Origin of the sequence: Erythrobacter sp. Alg231-14 (assembly GCF_900149685.1) — a bacterium.
Classification (GTDB): Bacteria; Pseudomonadota; Alphaproteobacteria; order Sphingomonadales; family Sphingomonadaceae; genus Erythrobacter.
Window position 1 is genome coordinate 887,045 of the sequence record NZ_LT702999.1, and the last position, 19,837, is coordinate 906,881.

General features: G+C 56.1%; 21 protein-coding genes. 10 read left to right on the forward strand and 11 right to left on the reverse strand.

The genetic code is table 11. From position 1 onward, the window contains the following. Positions 1-3 precede the first annotated feature (3 nt). The 4 genes from BQ8290_RS04220 (at position 4) to BQ8290_RS04235 (ending at position 5,696) form a co-directional block, all read left to right on the forward strand. The gene (locus BQ8290_RS04220; protein WP_337660990.1) at positions 4-570 is read left to right on the forward strand and encodes a DUF721 domain-containing protein; all 567 of its coding nucleotides are present in this window, start codon (positions 4-6) and stop codon (positions 568-570) included. Continuing rightward, complete coding sequence (locus BQ8290_RS04225) at positions 567-1,337, forward strand: DsbA family protein (RefSeq protein WP_337660991.1); 771 nt, start codon at positions 567-569, stop codon at positions 1,335-1,337. Before BQ8290_RS04220 ends, BQ8290_RS04225 begins: the two co-directional genes overlap by 4 nt. A gap of 144 nt (positions 1,338-1,481) precedes the next feature. After that, positions 1,482-2,228, forward strand: a complete 747-nt coding sequence (locus BQ8290_RS04230) for a thioredoxin domain-containing protein (RefSeq protein WP_108787915.1) — start codon at positions 1,482-1,484, stop codon at positions 2,226-2,228. Positions 2,229-2,273: 45 nt separating this feature from the next. Further along, on the forward strand, positions 2,274-5,696 hold the full coding sequence (locus tag BQ8290_RS04235) for an AAA family ATPase (protein ID WP_108787917.1): 3,423 nt from the start codon (positions 2,274-2,276) through the stop codon (positions 5,694-5,696). A gap of 26 nt (positions 5,697-5,722) precedes the next feature. On the opposite strand, the gene BQ8290_RS04240 is transcribed toward BQ8290_RS04235, so the two are convergent. From BQ8290_RS04240 to rpmF, 5 genes are all read right to left on the reverse strand, one after another. Further along, positions 5,723-6,157, reverse strand: a complete 435-nt coding sequence (locus tag BQ8290_RS04240) for a MerR family transcriptional regulator (RefSeq protein ID WP_108787919.1) — start codon at positions 6,155-6,157, stop codon at positions 5,723-5,725. Between the two features lie 50 nt (positions 6,158-6,207). After that, entirely contained in the window at positions 6,208-6,507 is a 300-nt protein-coding gene (locus tag BQ8290_RS04245) for an integration host factor subunit alpha (protein ID WP_337660992.1), read from the reverse strand. A 128-nt stretch (positions 6,508-6,635) separates the two neighbouring features. Then, entirely contained in the window at positions 6,636-7,622 is a 987-nt protein-coding gene (locus BQ8290_RS04250; protein ID WP_108787921.1) for a beta-ketoacyl-ACP synthase 3, read from the reverse strand. Beyond that, positions 7,622-8,689 (reverse strand): phosphate acyltransferase PlsX, encoded by a 1,068-nt coding sequence (gene plsX, locus BQ8290_RS04255; RefSeq protein ID WP_108787923.1) that lies wholly within the window; start codon positions 8,687-8,689, stop codon positions 7,622-7,624. Before plsX ends, BQ8290_RS04250 begins: the two co-directional genes overlap by 1 nt. A 26-nt stretch (positions 8,690-8,715) precedes the next feature. Further along, the gene (gene rpmF, locus BQ8290_RS04260; protein WP_108787925.1) at positions 8,716-8,898 is read right to left on the reverse strand and encodes a 50S ribosomal protein L32; all 183 of its coding nucleotides are present in this window, start codon (positions 8,896-8,898) and stop codon (positions 8,716-8,718) included. Positions 8,899-9,192: 294 nt separating this feature from the next. Between rpmF and BQ8290_RS04265 the strand changes: the two genes are divergently transcribed. Beyond that, positions 9,193-9,591, forward strand: a complete 399-nt coding sequence (locus BQ8290_RS04265) for an MAPEG family protein (RefSeq protein ID WP_337660993.1) — start codon at positions 9,193-9,195, stop codon at positions 9,589-9,591. 254 nt (positions 9,592-9,845) lie between these two features. Here BQ8290_RS04265 and BQ8290_RS04270 read toward each other — a convergent pair whose 3' ends face one another. Beyond that, the gene (locus tag BQ8290_RS04270; RefSeq protein ID WP_108791885.1) at positions 9,846-10,487 is read right to left on the reverse strand and encodes an MBL fold metallo-hydrolase; all 642 of its coding nucleotides are present in this window, start codon (positions 10,485-10,487) and stop codon (positions 9,846-9,848) included. Between the two features lie 121 nt (positions 10,488-10,608). On the opposite strand from BQ8290_RS04270, the gene BQ8290_RS04275 reads away from it, so the two are divergent. The 3 genes from BQ8290_RS04275 (at position 10,609) to BQ8290_RS04285 (ending at position 12,362) form a co-directional block, all read left to right on the forward strand. Continuing rightward, positions 10,609-10,881 carry a putative quinol monooxygenase gene (locus tag BQ8290_RS04275; protein WP_337660995.1) on the forward strand — a complete coding sequence of 91 codons (273 nt, stop codon included), beginning with the start codon at positions 10,609-10,611 and terminating at the stop codon, positions 10,879-10,881. Positions 10,882-11,004: 123 nt separating this feature from the next. Then, a complete protein-coding gene (locus tag BQ8290_RS04280; protein WP_108787929.1) occupies positions 11,005-11,481 on the forward strand; it encodes a hypothetical protein in 477 nt (158 codons plus the stop codon). Next, complete coding sequence (locus BQ8290_RS04285) at positions 11,478-12,362, forward strand: metal-dependent hydrolase (RefSeq protein ID WP_108787931.1); 885 nt, start codon at positions 11,478-11,480, stop codon at positions 12,360-12,362. Before BQ8290_RS04280 ends, BQ8290_RS04285 begins: the two co-directional genes overlap by 4 nt. A 52-nt stretch (positions 12,363-12,414) precedes the next feature. Here the strand turns inward: BQ8290_RS04285 and BQ8290_RS04290 are convergent, their stop codons facing one another. After that, positions 12,415-13,119 carry a S24 family peptidase gene (locus BQ8290_RS04290; protein ID WP_337660996.1) on the reverse strand — a complete coding sequence of 235 codons (705 nt, stop codon included), beginning with the start codon at positions 13,117-13,119 and terminating at the stop codon, positions 12,415-12,417. A 149-nt stretch (positions 13,120-13,268) separates the two neighbouring features. Here BQ8290_RS04290 and BQ8290_RS04295 point away from each other — a divergent pair, with 149 nt between their 5' ends. Next, entirely contained in the window at positions 13,269-13,541 is a 273-nt protein-coding gene (locus BQ8290_RS04295) for a hypothetical protein (RefSeq protein WP_108787935.1), read from the forward strand. After that, positions 13,531-13,995 carry a hypothetical protein gene (locus tag BQ8290_RS15075; RefSeq protein WP_337660997.1) on the forward strand — a complete coding sequence of 155 codons (465 nt, stop codon included), beginning with the start codon at positions 13,531-13,533 and terminating at the stop codon, positions 13,993-13,995. The genes BQ8290_RS04295 and BQ8290_RS15075 overlap by 11 nt, the downstream gene beginning before the upstream one ends. A gap of 119 nt (positions 13,996-14,114) precedes the next feature. Here BQ8290_RS15075 and BQ8290_RS04305 read toward each other — a convergent pair whose 3' ends face one another. From BQ8290_RS04305 to cysS, 4 genes are all read right to left on the reverse strand, one after another. Further along, positions 14,115-15,491: an aldehyde dehydrogenase family protein gene (locus tag BQ8290_RS04305; protein ID WP_108787937.1), complete on the reverse strand. Its 1,377-nt coding sequence runs from the start codon at positions 15,489-15,491 to the stop codon at positions 14,115-14,117. A gap of 28 nt (positions 15,492-15,519) precedes the next feature. Beyond that, positions 15,520-17,178, reverse strand: coding sequence for an acetolactate synthase large subunit (locus BQ8290_RS04310; RefSeq protein ID WP_108787939.1), 1,659 nt, complete (start codon positions 17,176-17,178; stop codon positions 15,520-15,522). A gap of 242 nt (positions 17,179-17,420) precedes the next feature. Further along, complete coding sequence (locus tag BQ8290_RS04315; RefSeq protein ID WP_108787941.1) at positions 17,421-18,359, reverse strand: NAD(P)-dependent oxidoreductase; 939 nt, start codon at positions 18,357-18,359, stop codon at positions 17,421-17,423. Further along, the gene (gene cysS / locus BQ8290_RS04320; protein ID WP_108787943.1) at positions 18,356-19,816 is read right to left on the reverse strand and encodes a cysteine--tRNA ligase; all 1,461 of its coding nucleotides are present in this window, start codon (positions 19,814-19,816) and stop codon (positions 18,356-18,358) included. The genes BQ8290_RS04315 and cysS overlap by 4 nt, the downstream gene beginning before the upstream one ends. Positions 19,817-19,837: the final 21 nt, after the last annotated feature.

The following is a 19,837-nucleotide window of genomic DNA, read 5'->3' on the forward strand; positions in this document are numbered from 1 at the left end:
GTCATGGGAAGCGACACCGAAAAACCGGCGAAGAAATCGCCCGCAAAGCGCACGGCGCGCAAGGTTGCAAAACCGTATGAACGCCCGCGTGGTCGCGGTGCGAAGGCGATTGGCGACCTAACGCCGGATATCGGCCGCACAGCGTTTCGTCGGTTTGGCTTTGTCCAAAGTTCGGTGGTGACGCGCTGGCCAGAAATCGTAGGCCCCGTGCAATCGCGCGTCTGCGCACCCGAAGCGATCCGATTCCCACCCGGTGAAAAATCCGAAGGCATCCTGCAACTGGTGGTGACACCTGCTCATGCGCCCTTGGTTCAACAAGTTGTCCCAGAGATTATTGAGCGAGTGAATCGGTTCTTTGGATACAATGCGGTCGCGCGCGTCAAAATCCGGCAAGGTGTGGTTAAGCCGCCACCTGCTGATAGCAAACCGAAACCGCCGCCATCGCTCAAACCCATTCCGATGGAGTTGGGGGACAGCTTGCGCGACATCGGGGACCCAGAATTGCGCACCGTGTTGGAATCGCTGGCGCGCAGCATGGGCGACGAGGACAAGAAAGAGGGCGAAACGTGAGAAAGCAGTTTTTAGGGGCGGCACTGGCGATCGGTGCGTTTGCACTGACAATGACCGACGCTCCACTGGCATTGGCGCAATCCAATTCCTCCGGCAGTTTGAGCAATCCCGAAAGCAGCTTTTCACGCGGAGATCGCCGCGCCGCATGGCATGCTGAAGTGGAACGGACAGAGCGTGGCTACAGGATCGGCAATCCCGACGCCGAAGCCGCTTTGATCGAGTTCATAAGCTACACTTGCGGTCATTGCGCCACCTTTGCCCGCGAAGGTGAAGGAGCATTGGACCTCGCTTTGTTGGCGCCGGGGTTGATGACTGTCGAAGTGCGCCCTGTAATCCGCAACGGTATCGATCTTACCGTATCCTTGCTGGTTCAATGCGGCGCGCCAGAGGGTTTCAAAGACCGTCACCGCTTGTTCCTAATGCAGCAAGACACATGGTTGAATAAAGCGCGCACCGCGCCGCAGTCGCAGCAGGCGATTTGGGCGCGCGGCGACCAGGCCGCTCGATTGAACGCCGCGCGGGCTTTGGACTTGGATGATATGTTGGCGGAACGCGGCATGTCGATGTCGGACATCAACACGTGCCTATCGGATAACCAAGCTGCCCTTACCCTTATCCAAAACGGCAATGCGGATCGGGCGGAATTTGCCGTACCCGGCACACCCAGCTTTGCCTTGGATGGTGAATTGTTGACCGATGTGCATTCATGGGCGGGTCTTTACCCGGTCTTGGCAGAGCGTTTTCACCCCGACAACGCGGCCGATTGATCCGCAATGCAGGGGCAACATCACCATATTTTGCTCATTTTGGGTGAATTGAACCATTTTTACACAAAACCTTGTGCTTAATCGCTTCCGCTTGGCGAATGCTTGCTTATAGTTTCCCATTCTAGATCACAGGACACAATCGACATGAATACGGCCCGCACTGTTTTGAAATTCTCCTTTGCTGCTCCTCTCGCTCTCGCATTGGCCGCATGCGGCGGCGGTGCCGATGGCGAATTGGAGAGCGATGCGATCGAAGCAATCGCCGCACCCGACGGCACAAATTGGGGCGAAACTGTCACGGTAAGCGACGAAGATGGTTACATCCTCGGCAACCCCGATGCGCCGTTGAAATTGATCGAATACGCGTCTCACACATGCGGGGCCTGCGCAAATTTCTCTCAAACCGGCAAACCGTCGATCAAAGAATATGTCGCAACCGGCGTCGTCAGCTTTGAACAGCGCAATTTGGTTCGCGACCCGATCGACCTCACCATCGCCACCTTGGTCCGCTGCGGTGCCGATGCCAACGTACAGGCGCTTTCGGATCAGGCATGGGGCAACTTTAACGAGATTATGGGTGCGGCCCAAGCCAATGGTGCTCAATTGGAAATCGCCAACGAATTGCCGGGCGATCAACGGCTCGGTGAATTTGCACGGATCACAGGTCTGACCGAATTCTTCGCCGCGCGGGGCCTTTCGCGGGCGCAGCAATCCGCCTGTTTGGCCGATGTTGAAACGATCGAAACGATCCGCACAAATTCCTCCACGCAAGCGGAAGAATTGAACATCCTCGCCACGCCGACCTTCATTTTGAACGGTCGCAAATTGGACGTGAACCAATGGCGCGATCTTGAACCGATCCTGCAACGCGCCGGCGCCCGTTCGGAATAAGCGGCCAAAGATTCCGCACTCGGGAAAAGGACAAGACACGCACGCATGCAAATCAGCCGGCTCAAACTCTCTGGATTTAAGAGCTTTGTAGAGCCGGCTGAACTGCGCATTGAACCGGGATTGACCGGCGTTGTCGGCCCTAATGGGTGCGGGAAATCCAACTTGTTGGAAGCAATCCGATGGGTAATGGGTGAAAATTCACCGAAATCGATGCGGTCTGGCGGGATGGAAGATGTCATCTTTGCCGGGACCGATTCGCGCCCGTCGCGGGCCTTTGCCGAAGTCGTCCTGCATGCCAGCGATGATCGCGACGAAGAATTGGTCGTCACCCGCCGGATCGAACGCGGCGCAGGCAGCGCCTACCGCGTCAACGGCCACGATGTTCGCGCCAAAGACGTTGCGCTAACCTTTGCCGATGCCGCAACAGGCGCACATTCGCCTGCTTTGGTTAGCCAAGGAAAGATCGCGCAAGTCATCGCGGCAAAACCCGCCGAACGTCGCATGATGTTGGAAGAGGCGGCCGGCATTGCGGGACTGCATGTCCGGCGCAAAGATGCCGAAAGCAAACTGCGTTCGACCGAGAAAAATCTCGAGCGACTCGAAGATTTGATGGCCGGTCTCGACACCCAAATGGCGTCGCTCCGCAGACAAGCCAAACAGGCCGAACGTTACACAAAACTGACCGAACAGATTCAATTGGCAGAGGCACGATTGGTGTTCGCACGTTGGCGTGACGCCGCCCATGCCGCGAAAGAAGCGCGCGCAGCCGCCGAAGGCGCGGATCGACAAGTGGCCGAAGCCAAAGACAAGGCCGAAGCTGCGCAAAAAGCGCAGGCCGAAGCCGCGATGCGACACCAAGATGCCCGCGATGAATTGGCAGACCGGCGCGATGATGCATCGGCGCACGGCCATCGCATGGCAGCCTTGTCTGAAAAGCTCGAAGCGGCAGAGGCGCGTCTATCCGACCTAACCCGTCAACGCACCCGATTGGAAGAAGACCGCGACGCCGCCGACCGCATGACGAGCGATGCGGCGGAAGCCTTGGCAAAGCTGGAACGGGATTTGAGCGCCTCACGCGCCCGGGTGGAAAAGGCGGACGCCGAACGTCCTGCCATTGCCGCGCGCAGCGAAGACAGCGAACGTGCCAGCCGCACCGCCGAATTGGCCTTGGCTAAAGCGACCGCCGATCACGCCGGGGTCGAAGCGGAATGGCGCGTCGCGCAAGCCGCGATCGAACAGGCAGAAAACCGCCTCAACAGAATTGAGCGAGATGTCGAGCGGATCGCCACCACTCGCGCCGAATTGCAGGGCGGCGAAGACACCGAACACGCCGTTATCGCCGCCCGCAAAGCAGCAGATGGCGCGGCCAAGGAGGTCACCCGTCTGCGTGAAGCCTTGGAGACAGAACGGGCCCGCAAAACCGCTTTGCAAGAGGCGCGCGATGCGGCCAGCGCCGCGCATTCCACCGCAAAGGCCGAATTGGCAGGGGTTGAACGCGAATATTCCGCCCTCGCTCGGGATCGCGACGCCCGTGAGAAACGCGCCAAAAACCGCGAAGGGTTGCCAGCAGCGTTGGACAAAGTGCGGGTCGCCAAAGGGTATGAACGCGCCATTGCGGCGGTGTTGGGCCGCGATGCAAAATCGCCGCTGGGCGCCCCCCCTCAAGAAAGCGATGGTCGCTATTGGACCGGAAGCGCCGCTCCAAATCCGGTTCAAAACAGTCTGATCGATCAAGTCAGTGACTGCCCAGAGGAATTGCGCGCGCGGCTTGCCTTGGTTTCTTGTGTTGAGGCCGATGACGGCCGCACATTGGGCCCCGGAGAATGGTTGGTTACGAAGGCGGGTCATCTGCGTCGCTGGGACGGGTTTGTCGCGCGCGGCGAAGGATCGGCCGAAGCGGCCCGTCTGGAAGCCGCAAACCGACTGACCGATCTAGAAGCGCAATTGCCCGCATTGCGCAAAGCGGCCGAGACTGCTGCCACACAGGAAAGCAGCGCCCGCGAGGAACTGTCTGCACTGCAAACCGCCTTGGTTGCACAAGAACGCGACATAGCCGCAGCGATAGAGGCAGAACGCGCCGCCTTGCGCAGTTTTGATCAAGCCGAAGCCGCCAAGGAGCGCATCGCTGCAAGGCTTGAGGAACTGAAGGCTGCTGCCTCTGAGCTCGATGAACAATTTACCAGCGCGAAAACAGAATTGGAAAGCGCTAATGACGCCCGCGCGGCTTTGCCTCCGCCCGATGCGGGTCGCGCTTCGTTAGAAGCGGCACAATCAAAGCACGAAGCCGCAAAATCTGCCGTTCAGGCGGCACTGGCCGGATTGGCCGCGCACGATCAGGGATTGGCTGTTTCACGCGAAAGGCTTGCCGCACAACAGGCGGATTACTCCAACTGGAAGGCAAGATCAGGCGAAGCCGCCGCGCGTGTTGCCGAAACCACCCGGCGCCTTGAAGAGATCGAAGAAGAACGCGCGGTAATCGCGGCAAAGCCGGCGGCATTGCATGCTGAAATCGAACAGGGGGACGCGGTCCGGGTTCGATTAACGCACGAATTGGAAGCCGCGCAGGCGGCAATGGATCTGTGCCAGACGGCCATTGGCGATGCCGATCGCGCCCTTGCCGAAGCGCAGGAAACGCTAACGGTTGCGCGCGAAGGTCGTGCCACATTGGCCGCAAGAGCCGAAAATCAGGAAGCGCGCCGAAGCGAGATGGCGCGCATTTCGGGCGAACGATTCCAATGCCCACCCCCCTTGCTGGCGCAGCGGTTTGAATTTGACGAAGACACGATCAAACCTGCGACCGAAGAATCCGAAGAAATGGACAAGCTAAGCGCCAGCCGCGAGCGGATTGGGCCGGTGAACCTCGTCGCTGCAGAAGAATTGACCCGGATCGAGGAAGAGCACGGGACAAGCGCCAGCGAACAAGCGGAGTTGGTCGAAGCCGTTGGTCGTTTGCGCGGATCCATCGGCAATCTCAATCGCGAAGGGCGCGAGAGATTGCGCGCCGCTTTCGAAGAGGTCGATGGCCATTTCCGCATTCTGTTCACCCGTCTGTTCCAAGGGGGTCAGGCGCATCTCGCTTTGGTTGATTCAGACGATCCGTTGGAAGCCGGTCTTGAAATTTACGCTCAACCGCCGGGCAAGCGGCTGCAATCGCTTTCGCTTCTGTCAGGTGGCGAACAGGCGTTGACAGCGACCGCGTTGATCTTCGCCCTGTTCCTTACCAATCCGGCACCAATCTGCGTCTTGGACGAAGTGGACGCGCCGTTGGACGACGCCAATGTCGAACGGTTCTGCGACTTGCTCGATTCCATGGTGCGCACCACAAAGACACGATATTTGATCGTCACCCACAACGCCGTCACGATGAGCCGTATGCACCGATTGTTCGGCGTAACGATGGCTGAAAAAGGGGTCTCTCGCTTGGTGAGCGTTGATTTGGGTGAAGCCGCGTTGATGGCGGCGGAATAAAGCCAACCGCCGAATTGAGCCGAACCCTAGGTCTCAATCGCGCGAGCGAGACGCGAACGAACGCTCTGCAACTTCGCAATCAGATCTTCGGGAACAGCGTGATCCGCCATAGGCTCGCTTCGCACAGCTGCGCCGCTCTCATCGCCGCCTTCTGCACGCCGATCGCCTAATCGTCGATCACCCTGCCTTCGGTCTAACCCATCGGCTCCACTTGATCGCAGGACCGCTTCGGCACCTTTAAGTGTGTAGCCTTCTTCGTTGACGAGCGTGTTGATCGCTTTGACCATAACGACGTCGGAAGGACGGTAATACCGCCGTCCCCCGCTGCGTTTGAGCGGCTCCAACAAGGAGAATTGTTGCTCCCAATAGCGCAGGACATGCGGTTTTATGCCAAGGCCGTCGCTCACTTCGCCAATCGTGCGAAGCGCGCCATCATCCTTGCCATCATCAAAATCTGACATCTGATCCCGCTGTCCAATTCGCCCTCAATCGGGCCTATGATCGGGCCGGTTTAGCCCTTTGCTATCCGCTCTTTGAGCAATTGGCTCGCACGGAATGTCAAAACGCGGCGCGGTGTGATCGGCACTTCGACGCCAGTTTTTGGATTGCGCCCAACCCGCTCATTCTTGTCGCGAAGAACAAAACTGCCAAAGCCTGAAATTTTGACATTCTCGCCGTCTTCGAGCGCGCCGGTCATCTTATCAAGAATGGCCTCGACAAGATCGAGCGATTCCGCGCGGCTAAGGCCCATTTTGCGGTTAATCGTCTCTGCCAAATCTGCCCGGGTCAACGTACCTACTGAACGCATCATACGGAACTCTCCTAGTGTGGTGCGACCCACAATTGTTTTCTGCAATCCTTGTATGGAACAATTGAGAATTTCGCAACGGACGCGCGAATTCCCATCACCTTGTACACAGCGGAAAGTACGTGACCGGCTTAAACCCGGACCAAGCTAGCACCCCAAGTGAAGCCACCGCCCATCGCCTCAAACATAACCAGATCGCCGGGCTTAATCCGCCCATCGCGGCGCGCCACGTCAAACGCCAACGGCACAGAGGCCGCCGAAGTGTTGGCGTGTTGATCGACCGTCACGACGACCTTTTCGGGCGGAATGCCTAGTTTCTTTGCGGTCGCATCGAGAATGCGAGCGTTCGCTTGATGCGGGACCACCCAATCGATATCTTGAGCAGAAACTCCAGCGTCTTCAATAACTTCATTGAGAACACTGGAAAGGTTCACAACCGCGTGGCGAAACACCTCGCGGCCCTTCATCCTCAGATGCCCAACGGTTTGCGTGGTCGATGGTCCGCCATCGACATACAACAGATCATGGTTGGCGCCGTCAGCATGGAGGCGGCTTGCCAGAATGCCTGGGCCGCCTTCATGGGCCGGGTCCACACAATCGGCTGCTTCCATGACCACTGCGCCAGCGCCGTCGCCAAACAAGACACAGGTCGTGCGATCTTCCCAATCGAGAATTCTACTAAAAGTCTCTGCCCCGATCACCATTGCACGCTTTGCCATGCCCGTGGTCAACAGCGAATCGGCGGTGGTTAGCGCATAGAGAAAGCCGGAACACACCGCCGCGACATCAAAGGCCACACCGCCATTGCATCCCAAGGCGTTTTGAACCTTTGTTGCAGTTGCGGGGAATGTGTTGTCTGGCGTTGCGGTGGCAACAATAATCAAGCCAATGTCGCTGGCCGTAAGCCCAGCATCGTTCAACGCGGCTTGCGCAGCCTTTATCGCCAACGATGCGGTGGTTTCGCTCTCACCTGCAATATATCTTTGCCGGATACCCGTGCGCTCGACGATCCATTCGTCCGATGTGTCAATCTGAGCGGCAAGTTCTGCATTCGATACGATGCGCTCAGGAAGCGCCGAGCCTGATCCCAAAATTCGAGATCCGGTCACATTCACCATCAACTTGCCCCGTTGCTATTGGTGCGCAGCGCGTCCTCGCCCAATTCGGCAAGGTCATTGGCGATGCGTTGAGTCAATTGATCTTCCAACAGGCGCGCAGCCACAGCGACCGCATGAGCCACACCTTTGGCTGTTGCGCTGCCATGACTTTTCACGACCACACCGTTCAGACCGAGAAATACGGCGCCGTTGTGATTGTTGGGATCAAGATGGTGCCGCAACAACTCGGTTGCCGGTTTTGACACCAGAAAACCGATTTTTGAACGGATAGAACTGGTGAACGCTTGTTTCAAAAGGTCAGTCACAAAGCGTGCCGATCCCTCGATCGCTTTCAACGCAATATTCCCCGAGAAACCGTCGGTCACCACAACATGCGTTTCGCCGCGATTGATTTTGTCGGATTCGACAAAGCCGTCAAAATCCAGCGCAAGTCCGCCATCTTTGCTGGCGACCGCATCGGAAAGGAACGCCGCTGCGTCGCGCAAGGCGTCTGTGCCTTTGATTTCCTCGGTGCCGATATTCAACAGCCGTACAGAAGGACGTTCAAACCCATTCACGATCCGCGAATAGGCCGCACCCATCACAGCAAATTGGACAAGGTTGCGGGCGTCTGCCTCGGTGTTCGCACCCAGATCGAGCATCACGACATCGTGCGCTTCGAGCGTGGGCAGCAACGCAGCCAAAGCCGGGCGATCAATGCCTGGCATCGTGCGCAAGGCGATCTTGCTCATCGCCATAAGAGCGCCGGTGTTGCCGGCACTAACCGCGGCACCTGCATCGCCTTGTTTTACCGCGTTCACTGCAAGACCCATGCTTGTGGTCTTTGCCCGGCGGATGGCTTTGCTTGGCTGTTCATCGCCGCTGATCACATCTTCGCAATGAAGGATTTCAGAAGCGTCGCGCATTCCGGGATGCGCGCTCAACGCTTTTTCAATACGCGGCTGATCCCCGACGAGGAGAAACTTGAATTTCTCATGCTCTCGACGGGCGATGGCTGCGCCTTCGACCATGACGCGCACACCTTCATCGCCGCCCATCGCGTCAACAGCGATACGCGGGAAAGTCATGCACCTGGTCCTTTCTTAAAGACGGGTCAGAGGCCCTTGGGCGCCATCACTTCGCGGCCGTTATAAAAACCGCATGCGGGGCACATATTGTGCGGACGCTTAAGTTCGCCACAATTGCTGCATTCTTGGAACGCTTCAACCGACAGCGAATCGTGTGCGCGGCGATTGCCGCGGCGATGGGGGGAAACTTTTCTCTTTGGGACAGCCATGGCTACGCCACTTCCTAAGGTAAATCTGTTGTTTGCGCGGGAACCGCACTGAATAAGTCGCCCAATCGGACGTTTCGATTGTCGCCCTTAGGGCAAGGCAGCTTTACGCACAAGGTGTATCCCCGAAGGAATACCGAATGCGAACAGCGTCCGTGCCGGTTGTGGCGGAAGGCGCGCGATATAACGCAATTTTCGCAGAGCGCAAGCAGACCTTTGTTCAACCAATTGACGAAGCATTGCCACACAGCAGGTGCGCGCGTAGCAATGCCCGACACATACAAGAGGGGATCTGCCATGATGACTATTTTACCCGTTACACTCGCGGCGGCCGCAGCGGCTGCTATTTTGAACCTGTGGTTGTCGATCCGCATCGGTGCGATCCGTCAAGCAACAGAGATCAGCATCGGCCATGCCGACAGTGATCCATTGGAGCGCCGGATGCGCGCTCAGTCGAATTTTGTAGAGAATACGCCGTTTGTTCTGGCGCTGGTTCTGGCGATTGAGTTGACGGGCAAAGGCTCTTGGTGGCTTGCCTATGTAGCGGGCGCCTACTTCATCGCCCGCATCGCGCACGCTTACGGCATGGACGGCGGCAAATTCAAAGCAGGCCGTATGGTTGGTACATTGATCACGATGGTCGTGTTGCTCGGCCTGGCGATTGTGGCGGCATTGATTGCTGGACGGGTGCTTTAACCCAAGTCTGGGACGACACCGCCTCATCCATTACGTGATTGCCTAGATTGCCAAACGATAGCCGATCTATAGAGTTAAGTAATGAGAGTGATCACACTTATCGCAGGTAGTATGACGCTGCTGGTACAACTTGTATTGTTGCTGGCAGTGGCGTCATATTTAACCGGCAATTCGATCTCAGTAGTGATGTATATCGCTATTTACGCCATTGTCGTATTTATCTGGATTAGAGCGATCGAGAAATTTCTTGATCTTTAGCTAAGCGCGTAATCGCTGACGAAAGCGTTTGTCTTGCGCTCTTGGCCAAATGTGCTGGTTGGGCCGTGGCCTGGGATGAACATCACATCATCGCCCAATGGCCAAAGGCGCTGAGTGATCGCATCGATCAAATCCTGATGATTGCCACGTGGGAAATCGGTGCGTCCGATTGACCCTTGGAACAAAACATCCCCGACAATCGCAAAACGGCTGGGTTCGTGGAAGAAGATGACGTGTCCGGGCGTGTGGCCGGGGCAATGGATCACATCCAGCGTCAAATCGCCCACCGTCACTGTGTCGCCCTGTTCCAGCCACCGATCAGGGGTAAAGCTTCTCGCCTCCATCCCGTAACGCGCGCCGTCATCATCCAGTTTTTCAATCCAGAAAATGTCGTCCTTGTGCGGGCCTTCGATCGGAATGCCCAACTCCTCTGCCAGCATCCCGGCCTGACCGCAGTGATCAAGATGCCCGTGGGTGATGAGAATTTTCTCAAGCGTAACACCCGCTTTTGCCACCGCCTCTTTCAACTTGTCTAAATCGCCGCCCGGATCGGTCAGCGCAGCTTTACCCGTGGCGGTGCACCAGATCAGCGAACAATTTTGTTGAAGCGGCGTCACAGGAAGGATCGCAACTTTCATCGGTGGTGTCGGTTTGTCGGTCATCTTGCTGATTTGGCGGCACGACGCCGCGAATGCAAGCACGCACAAGGCTTCATTGACCGATCGATGAGCTTCACGTTACCTTTGCGACGTGCCCCAAGTGCTGATCATACATGACGTCGCCGACCCAGCCGTTTGGAAAGATGGTTTTGACGCCGCCAGTGGGCTGCGCAAAGAAGCGGGCGAGATCAGCTATCAAGTCCTCGTCGATCACGCCTCCCCAAACACGATCGTGCATTTCTCAACTTGGCAATCCATCGATCAGGCGAAGGCGTTCTTTCAGTCCGATGAGGTTGCCGCAATCAGACGAAAGCTGGGCGTGAAAGAGCCGGAATTCATCTATCTCAACGAGGTGGAGAGCGGCACTTTGTAACGCACCGCAGCGATGTCGTGATCAAGCAGCCGAGCCGATCAGCCCATCGACCTGCTTTGGCCTCTAGAGAGAAAGCATGTTACTCCACACCACAATCGCAATTGCGACACGGGGAGAGAGCGGGTGCAAGGAAGAGAACTGTTTCTGGCCAAACAAGCGGTCATCGTAATGTTGATCGGCCTTTTCGGAGGCTTCGCTTGGACCTTTGCCTTGTTGGAGGAAGTCAGTCTTTCACCGATCCCCATCGTTTTTGCCGATAGTTTTCCTGGCGAGCCGCAAAACTGGCGCGCAGTGCACACCGGATGTTTGATGAATGGAATTATGGCTTTGGCGATCGCTGCGGCGATGCCTTTGTTCAACCCTCCTGAACCGGCCAAGAAACGCGTCGTGATCGGCGTGGTGTTTGCGATCTGGGCGAACACGATCTTTTACTTCGCCAACTTGATGGCTCCCAATCGCAGCCTAAGTCTTGGCGAGAATGCTTTGGGCGGCGCCAGTCTCGCCGGCAGCATCGGATACATCACAGCGTTGATTGGCGCGGTTGCGTTGATTTACGCTTTGTTTGTGTTGCTGATGCAGGGAAAAGGGAAATCGGCATGACCGCCCACCCAATGGACGAATTCCCCGTCCGCAAATTCCGATTCGATTTTGATGCGGCGGAGCCTGAGACTGCTGTTTGGAGCCAAAGCTCTGAATTGTTTAGCCTGTTCGCCAATGCGTTTACGCTGCACGTACCCTATTTTGAGAAGTATCTCGTTCGATCGATGATCGCGGCGCGCGGCAAGATCACCGACGAAAAGTTGAAGCGCGATGTCGACGCCATCATCGGGCAAGAGGCGCACCATGCCGATGCCTTCATTAAATTTAACGACCTATTGAAACGCCGATATCCCAAGGCTCAGGCTATGGAAGAGCATGCCAAATATGGGTTCAAGGATCGTCTCAAAAAGGATGATTTCAAAACCTTGGTCGGCTTCACCGCAGGATACGAAACTTTCACATTCCTCGCCGGAATGCTGTTCCTCGACAATTACGATGAATGGATGGCGGATTCCGATCCCAAAGTGAAAGCTTTGTGGGTGTGGCATCAGGTGGAGGAGGTGGAACACGCCGCCGTCGCGTTTGATGTCTACAAGCACTTCTTTGCCGATGATGAGAATTTCCGTCGAAGAATGGTGCTTTCCGCGTTTTGGCACATCGTGTCCGAAACGTTCAAAGCATATCTCCATATGTGCAAAGTCGAAGGGTGGTTTTCCAATCCCATCCGTGCGGCCCGCGCTATGGGGTTTATCACCCGCGTTGTGTCACAAATGATCTGGAACGCGCGCCCCGTGATGCGATCAGGATATCACCCGCGCAATCACCCGCTCGCGACAACGGAACAAAATCCCATCGCCGTATCCTGGCGACGTTTCCATAAAGAAGGCGGCGACGTCTTAGAAATCGATCACGCCAAAATGAAAGCCATTCTGGAAGGTTGAGTGAGCGCAATTGATGGCCCAATCGGGTTCTATCGTGGGAGGTACGGCACCGTTAGATTCGTCCGCCCTTCCAAACTACTCGCCCAATCATCTCTATTTCATCTGCACTCACATCGACCGGAGGATAGGCGAGGTTTTGGCTGAGCAGTGAAAACCGCCCCGCCCCGGCTTGCGCCACGCGTTTGACCATCAATGTGTCACCCAATCGCACAACATGGACACCATCGCGAAACGGTTGAGTACGTCTGTCGACCAGAATTTCATCACCATCGCGCAAGACCGGATCCATGGAATCCCCTTCCACTGTGATCGCCGACAATTGCGCCCCCGATAATCCCTGTTCCGCCAGCCATCTGCGCGAGAACTTAAACGAATCAAACGGCGCCTCTGTCACGGGGACTGCGCCGGGGCCCGCGGACGCTCCTATGTCGAGCCGTTCGACATCGATCCAATCCGATTGCTTGGCCGGTTTGGCCCAGAAATTGTAGGATTTTTCCTCCGGAAACTCCGATGGCGCACCCAACTCTTCTTCACCGATCCCAAAGAACCGCGCCAGCGTCTTGCGGTCCCCTTCCTCCAACTTGCGCGGCGATCCTTTGCGGATGAACTGTTGAAGGTAGCTAGTATTTCTACCTAGCAACTCAGAGAGGCTCGCAAGACTAGCGCCCCGTTCTTGCGACAATTCGAGCAAACGTCGGCGCACCTGATCGGAGTGTCCGTAAGAATAGGATGTCGGCTTCATAGGATGTTTAACCATTAAAACTTCCTATACGAAAGATTTTTCCTAGACAAGTAGGAAATGAGATGGAACATTTAAGGAACATTGAGTGATTCGCAGGGTCGCAGCCCGGTTCATTCTCACATTCACTTCGGTGTCCAACAGGAACCTAACCAAGGGGTACAAAGATGCTTTTGCGCAAAGTTGAAAAGTTCATGTCCGACCACAACATGCCCGCGACCAAATTTGGCCGGCTGGCTGCTCATGACCCGCGGTTTGTGTTGGACCTACGGATGGGACGTATACCTCGCCCAGCCACAGAGGCGCGGATCAAACGTTGGATGGCGCACTACATCGCATCCTATGGCGCGTCATCCGATGACGTCCTGAGCACCAATTCTGCATCGATCTCCCCCACAATCGGCTCTCTCCAATCTGAGGAATTCTCGCATGCTGTATGAAGGAGCGCTCCAATCCGATGCCACCACCACTTCGGCGTTTACCTCCCCTCCTCCATTTGAAACCAAGTCGGCAGACGGGGCTGTTGAGGCGTCAAACAAAGTATCGAGCGTTAGCCAGCGTGCGCGCAGATACCGGCCGCGCCGGACCGTTTCGGACCGCGTGAGAGAGGCCCTTTTGATGTTGGCCGACGGGCGCGCGGATCTCTTAACCCACGAAGAAAAAGCGTGGAACTCGATCACGTTCAGCGGCACGCGCCACGAAATCATGTTGGATTTTAACGGGGCGGAATCGGTGGCAGCTGGTGAGGGTTTCATCGCCAATTTGCCCGAACACGAGTTTCGCATTCCCGGCCATTTGGTCGCCGATGCCACGATTAATGAGGTTGATCACCGGTTTGGTGCGGATGAACGGATGGTGGTGACGGCGGTTTTGTTGCTGTTAGAAGAAGCGTAAACCGTCGCCTCACCACCCGACAACGAAGGTAAATAAAAACCACCATGAAGGTGGCTATATTTGGCGTCGTGAAAATGATTTGCTGGACGCGGATCGAATAGACCCGCGTCCAGCGAAACTTATGCTTTGATAACGATCATCTTTTCGATGGTCATTTCATGCATTGTGTACGGAATACCGCCAACACCGTGGCCGGACGTACGCAGACCAGCAAAAGGCATCCAATCGGTGCGGAAAGCGGAATGGTCGTTCACCATCACCGCCGACGCATCGATGTTGCGATAGGTCGTCATCGCCGCGGAAAGGTCATTGGTGTACACCGCCGCTTGGAACGCGACGTCGAGCGAATTGGCCTGAGCGATGGCCGCGTCCACATCATCATAGGAATAGATGCAAACCACCGGACCGAACACTTCGTTTTGCGAAATGGTAGCGTCGACAGGTGGGTTAAGCAGCAAAGTCGGTGCGTAAGTGGTGTCAGAGAGCTTTTCTCCCCCACACAGCACCTCTGCCCCGCCTGATCGCGCTTCTTCGACCCATTGCGCCACACGGTCGCATTCTTTCGGTCGGATCAAAGGCCCGCATTCCACGGTTTCATCAATGGCGTTGCCCACGGTAAGCGCTTTGGTTGCTTCCGCCATCTTGGCCGATAATTCCCCGACAATCGAACTGTGAGCGAAGACTCGTTGGACCGACACACACACCTGACCCGAATGGTAGAACCCGCCTTTAACAAGGCTGGGCACGGCGGCATCAATATCCGCCGTCGGATCAACGATAACAGGCGCGACACCACCATGTTCAAGCGCGCAACGCGCACCCGGCGCCAGCTTTGATCGCAACGACCAACCAACGCCGGCCGAGCCAATAAAGCTAAAGAAGGCAACGCGTGAATCGCTAACCATTCGCTCCGAAACATCGCGCGGCGGTTGAACCGCGCGCGCCCAATCTTCGGGCAATCCCGCCTCGTGCAGAATAGAGATGAACTCAAAACACGAAAGCGGCGTATCAGCGGCCGGTTTGACGATCACTGGGCAACCCGTGGCAACCGCCGGCGCAACCTGGTGAACGATCAAATTCAACGGGTGGTTGAACGCCGAAACCGCAACCACGACACCAATTGGTTCGCGTGTGGTCCACGCAATTCGCCCATCGCCCGCAGGGGTTAGCCCCATCGGGATTTCTGTACCTTTGATGGCGCCCATTTCATGGATGCACAATTCCATCCCATTGATTGCGCGGTCCACTTCGACCCGCGCATCGATCAACGGTTTGCCCCCTTCATCGGCGATCTGAAACGCCAAATGGTCGCGGCGCTCCGTCATGATTTCCATGGCTTTGTGAAGGATCGCCGCGCGTTCATGCGGCTTCTTCCAACCGGAACGATCCTTATGGAGCGCCTCGGCCTTTGCGAGATACCCATCAACGGTCTCCCAATCGGCAGTGGGAACACTGCCGATTGGGGACAAGTCGAACGGATTGACGACTTCATGCATAATTTTAGTCCTTATCGACTGATAGTGATCAGAGCTCAGCGCTGAGTTTCTTGATGTCGATGTTCAGGATTTGGTCGTTTTCAGTGTAGTCGACCGGGCAATCGATCAAATGAACGCCCGGCGTATCGCGGCAATGCGCCAACACTTCTGTGAGATGCTCACTCGATGTGACACGGTGACCATGGCCGCCATAGCTTTCTACATATTTGACGAAATCAGGGTTGCCGTAGGTCAAGCCGAAATCATCAAAACCCATATTCGCCTGCTTCCAACGTATCATGCCATAGGCATCATCGCGCAAGATGAGAACGGTAAGGTTGAGACCCAAACGCACCGCTGTTTCCAGCTCTTGGCTGTTCATCATGAAGCCGCCATCGCCGCAAACCGCCATAACCTTGCGATCGGGATAGAGCATCGCACTCATCATTGCGCTAGGCAGGCCTGCGCCCATTGTGGCCAGTGCGTTGTCGAGCAAGACCGTATTAGGCAAATACGCTGTGTAACCGCGCGCAAACCAGATTTTGTACACGCCGTTATCAAGGCAGATAATGCCATCATGCGGCATGGAATCGCGCACTTGTTGAACAAGATGCGGTGGGAAAATTGGGAAACGCGTATCCGCGGCCAACGGACCGGTGTGATCCAATTCGGCCTGATGATAGGAAAGCGCCTTATCAAAGTTCCAACTGCGGTTCGGCGTGATGTCTTCTTTCATCTGCCAGATGCCGTTGGCGATATCGCCGATCACTTCGATTTGCGGGAAGTAAACCGGATCAACTTCGGCGGTTTTGGTCGATACGTGAATGACGGTTACGCCGTTGTCTTTCATGAAGAATGGCGGTTTCTCGATCACATCGTGGCCGACATTGATGATGCAATCGGCATCTTCGACCGCACGGTGCACAAAGTCACCCGCAGATAGAGCCGCACAGCCCAGGAATTTGGGATGACGTTCATCAATAACGCCCTTGCCCATTTGCGTGGTCAGGAACGGAATACCGGTTTTCTCGACGAACTGTTCTAGCATCCGACCGCACAATTTGCGGTTCGCGCCAGCACCAATCACCAAAACGGGGTTCTTCGCCGCTTCGACTGCTTTGACAGCGGCACGAACGGCCTTTGGTTCCGCCGATGGGCGACGCGCCACGCTTTTGGGAAGCGGCTGAAAATCGGTTGTCGGTTCTTCCGCAATATCTTCGGGTAGCTCGATCAATGTCGCGCCGGGCTTTTCCTCTTCGGCCAAACGATACGCTTCGCGCACGCGGCTTGGAATGTTGTCACCAGCAGCAATCTGGATCGAATATTTCGTCACCGGCTCCATCAAAGAGACGATATCGACAATTTGGAAACGGCCTTGCTTCGATTTCTTGATCGGTTTTTGACCGGTGATCATCAGGACCGGCATACCGCCCAATTGCGCGTAGGCGGCCGATGTCACAAAGTTCGTAGCGCCAGGGCCAAGCGTTGCGACACAAACGCCGGTCTTGCCGGTGTGGCGACCATAGGTCGCTGCCATAAAGCCGGCGCCTTGTTCGTGGCGAGTGAGGATCAATTTGATCTTCTTAGACCTGCCCAGCGAATCCAACAGGTCGAGGTTTTCCTCTCCCGGAACGCCAAAGATGTATTCACAGCCCTCGGCCTCGAGACATTCGATAAAGACGTCTGAAGCTTTTTTGGTATCGGTCATAATAAAAATTCCCCCCAATCATTGCGGTGATGCGTGCGCGTCAATTGCGCCCCGCACCTGTCATAGATTTGCTGCACAAAACGCCTCTTATCCGAGGATGCACCCCACTCGTTTTTATGCACGAAACGTCAATCCGTTCGCATGCGACCCGGTCGTGATGACCAAGTCTTATGAACATGTATTGCAGGAATCCGCCAGAATCCAAGGGCCAAGCGTCATTTCAACGTTCAGCGGGGGCGAATTCAATATCCAAGAGTGGGGTCAAACACCGGTTCGACCGGCTCGCCCTTGCGATATTTCTCAAGGTTTTCAAGGAATCGCGCGGCGCTGCGGTAAAACATTTGGTCCTGAGCGCGGCCGGATAAATGCATCGAAATATGCGCGTTATCCAACGCCCAAAGAGGATGGTCGAATGGCAGCGGTTCGGGTGTGGTGACGTCGAGGAACGCTGCACCAATGCTCTTATCTTCCAATGCCGTGATCAAGGCCGGTTGATCCACCACACTGCCGCGCGCAATATTGACGAGCACCGCGTCGGATTTCATCGCGGAAAGTTCTGACGCACCGATCATGCCTTCGGTTTCGGGCGTGGCCGGCACGGCAAGGATCACCCAATCGAATTCACCCAGATGATCGCGCCATTGATCTGGGGTTAGGACCCCTTCTCCTGGTGTGCGACGAACAACAGTCACGTCGATATCAAACGCCTTCAACCTCGGTTCAATCAAACGGCCGATTGCGCCATAGCCAAGCAACAGCGCCCTTGATCCCGCCAATTCGCGTTTGCCGGGCGAGTCCATCAACCATTCGCGCCGTTCTTGGGCTCGCACGACATCGCGATATCCCTTTGCAATGTTAAGCATCCCCATCACAACATATTCGGCAATGGTAACCGCGTTGATCCCGGCGCCGTTGGTCACAGTGATTCCGCGATCAATCAGCACATCCATCGGCAGAAAATCGAGCCCGGCGTAAATCGAATTGAGCCATTTGAGATCGGTCGCCGCACGCAAAGTCGCGGCCATGGCGGCCTGATCGTTCATGTCGAACCATCCGATCTCTGCTCCTTTCACCGCTTCGACTGCCTCTTCATGCGTCATGAACCAACGTACATCGAGATCGGTTGGAAGTTGAGGTTCAAGCAGCGGCCGAATAAGCCCAGAAATTGCAATTGAGGTCATAGCTTCCATTCCCAACCCATCGGATCACCGTCCATAACGTCCACACCGTGAGCAACCAGTTCATCACGGATCGCGTCTGATGCGGCGAAGTCTTTTTCTGCTCGCGCCGCTTTGCGACGGGTCAATGCGTCTTCAATCGCGGCCTCATCAATCGCGGCATCCTTTGGCCGAATGCGCAATGCTTCGCGGGTGAGGTCAAAAAGGCCCAACCCCAAGACGCTGTCCATATGTTCGATAACAGCGCGTTTGATCCCGGCGTCCACCTTTTTCACAGCAAGAGCATCTTCGATCGCGGTTAGCGCGCTGGGTGTACCCAGATCATCATTCATCGCGGCTTCGAATTTGGCCATTGGCGCGGCGAATTTGGGGTGCTCAGCCACGGGTTGAGACGGAGCATCAGCCAACCGCTGGGCCGCCATCACCATCCGTTTCAGCCGGGTGAGCGCTGCCTCCAACCCTTCCCATGAAAACTCCAATTCGCTGCGGTAATGGGCCTGTAGGCACATCATGCGATAGGCGAGCGGATGGTAACCTTTGTCCATCAACAATTGCAGGCGCAGGAATTCGCCCGACGATTTCGACATCTTGCCCGATCGTTCGACGAGGAAGTTGTTGTGCATCCAAATATTGGCACCTGAATTGCGCGCCTCGGATAGACCCCCATGACCACTGGCACAGCCGCAGAACGCCTGGTTCTGCGCAATCTCGTTCGGATGATGGATTTCGCGATGGTCGATCCCGCCGGTGTGAATATCGAACGGAAAGCCGAGCAATTTTTCACCCATGACAGAGCATTCCAAATGCCAACCTGGGGCGCCCTTACCCCATGGGGAATCCCATTCCATCTGACGCTTTTCACCATCCGGTGTTTTTCGCCAAATCGCAAAATCGGCCGCGTTGCGTTTGCCTTCGACCGTGTCAATCCGCCCTTCGCCGTCTTCGGTGACGGCCCGAGCCAGCCGTCCGTAATCTTCGACCGTGGTCACATCGAAATAGAGGCCAGTTGCGCATTCATAGCAATGCTTATCCGCGATACTTTTCGCAAACTCGATCATCTCTTCGATGTAATCGGTCGCGATCGACCATTTGGCCGGCTGGCGGATATTGAGCGCTTCGACATCCGCCCAATAGGCTTGGGTATAATGCTGCGCGATATCCCAGATCGACTGCGCTTTTTCGGCCGCCATCTTCTCCATTTTATCCTCACCGTCATCGGCATCATCGGTCAGATGGCCGACATCGGTGATGTTGATAATATGGGTGAGCGAAAGCCCCTTAAAGCTAAGCGTGCGGCCCAGAATATCGGCAAAAACATAAGCGCGCATATTACCGATATGCGGGTAATTGTAGACCGTCGGTCCGCACGTATAGACCCGCGCCTCTCCGGCATGGACGGGCGTGAATGGTTCGATCGCACGGGTCAGCGAATTGAAGAGCGAGAGAGGCGTTTCAGTCATAGGCAAGCCATGCACATCGGC

Coding starts and splice junctions, on each gene's coding strand:
- BQ8290_RS04235 (WP_108787917.1), top strand. CDS start 2,274: ATGCAAATCAGCCGGCTCAAACTCTCTGGATTTAAGAGCTTTGTAGAG.
- BQ8290_RS04305 (WP_108787937.1), bottom strand. CDS start 15,491: ATGCATGAAGTCGTCAATCCGTTCGACTTGTCCCCAATCGGCAGTGTT.
- cysS (WP_108787943.1), bottom strand. CDS start 19,816: ATGACTGAAACGCCTCTCTCGCTCTTCAATTCGCTGACCCGTGCGATC.
- BQ8290_RS04315 (WP_108787941.1), bottom strand. CDS start 18,359: ATGACCTCAATTGCAATTTCTGGGCTTATTCGGCCGCTGCTTGAACCT.
- BQ8290_RS04220 (WP_337660990.1), top strand. CDS start 4: ATGGGAAGCGACACCGAAAAACCGGCGAAGAAATCGCCCGCAAAGCGC.
- plsX (WP_108787923.1), bottom strand. CDS start 8,689: ATGACTTTCCCGCGTATCGCTGTTGACGCGATGGGCGGCGATGAAGGT.
- BQ8290_RS04290 (WP_337660996.1), bottom strand. CDS start 13,119: ATGGTTAAACATCCTATGAAGCCGACATCCTATTCTTACGGACACTCC.
- BQ8290_RS04230 (WP_108787915.1), top strand. CDS start 1,482: ATGAATACGGCCCGCACTGTTTTGAAATTCTCCTTTGCTGCTCCTCTC.
- BQ8290_RS04240 (WP_108787919.1), bottom strand. CDS start 6,157: ATGTCAGATTTTGATGATGGCAAGGATGATGGCGCGCTTCGCACGATT.
- BQ8290_RS04270 (WP_108791885.1), bottom strand. CDS start 10,487: ATGAAAGTTGCGATCCTTCCTGTGACGCCGCTTCAACAAAATTGTTCG.
- BQ8290_RS15075 (WP_337660997.1), top strand. CDS start 13,531: ATGCTGTATGAAGGAGCGCTCCAATCCGATGCCACCACCACTTCGGCG.
- BQ8290_RS04245 (WP_337660992.1), bottom strand. CDS start 6,507: ATGATGCGTTCAGTAGGTACGTTGACCCGGGCAGATTTGGCAGAGACG.
- BQ8290_RS04295 (WP_108787935.1), top strand. CDS start 13,269: ATGCTTTTGCGCAAAGTTGAAAAGTTCATGTCCGACCACAACATGCCC.
- rpmF (WP_108787925.1), bottom strand. CDS start 8,898: ATGGCTGTCCCAAAGAGAAAAGTTTCCCCCCATCGCCGCGGCAATCGC.
- BQ8290_RS04310 (WP_108787939.1), bottom strand. CDS start 17,178: ATGACCGATACCAAAAAAGCTTCAGACGTCTTTATCGAATGTCTCGAG.
- BQ8290_RS04250 (WP_108787921.1), bottom strand. CDS start 7,622: ATGGTGAATGTGACCGGATCTCGAATTTTGGGATCAGGCTCGGCGCTT.
- BQ8290_RS04265 (WP_337660993.1), top strand. CDS start 9,193: ATGATGACTATTTTACCCGTTACACTCGCGGCGGCCGCAGCGGCTGCT.
- BQ8290_RS04285 (WP_108787931.1), top strand. CDS start 11,478: ATGACCGCCCACCCAATGGACGAATTCCCCGTCCGCAAATTCCGATTC.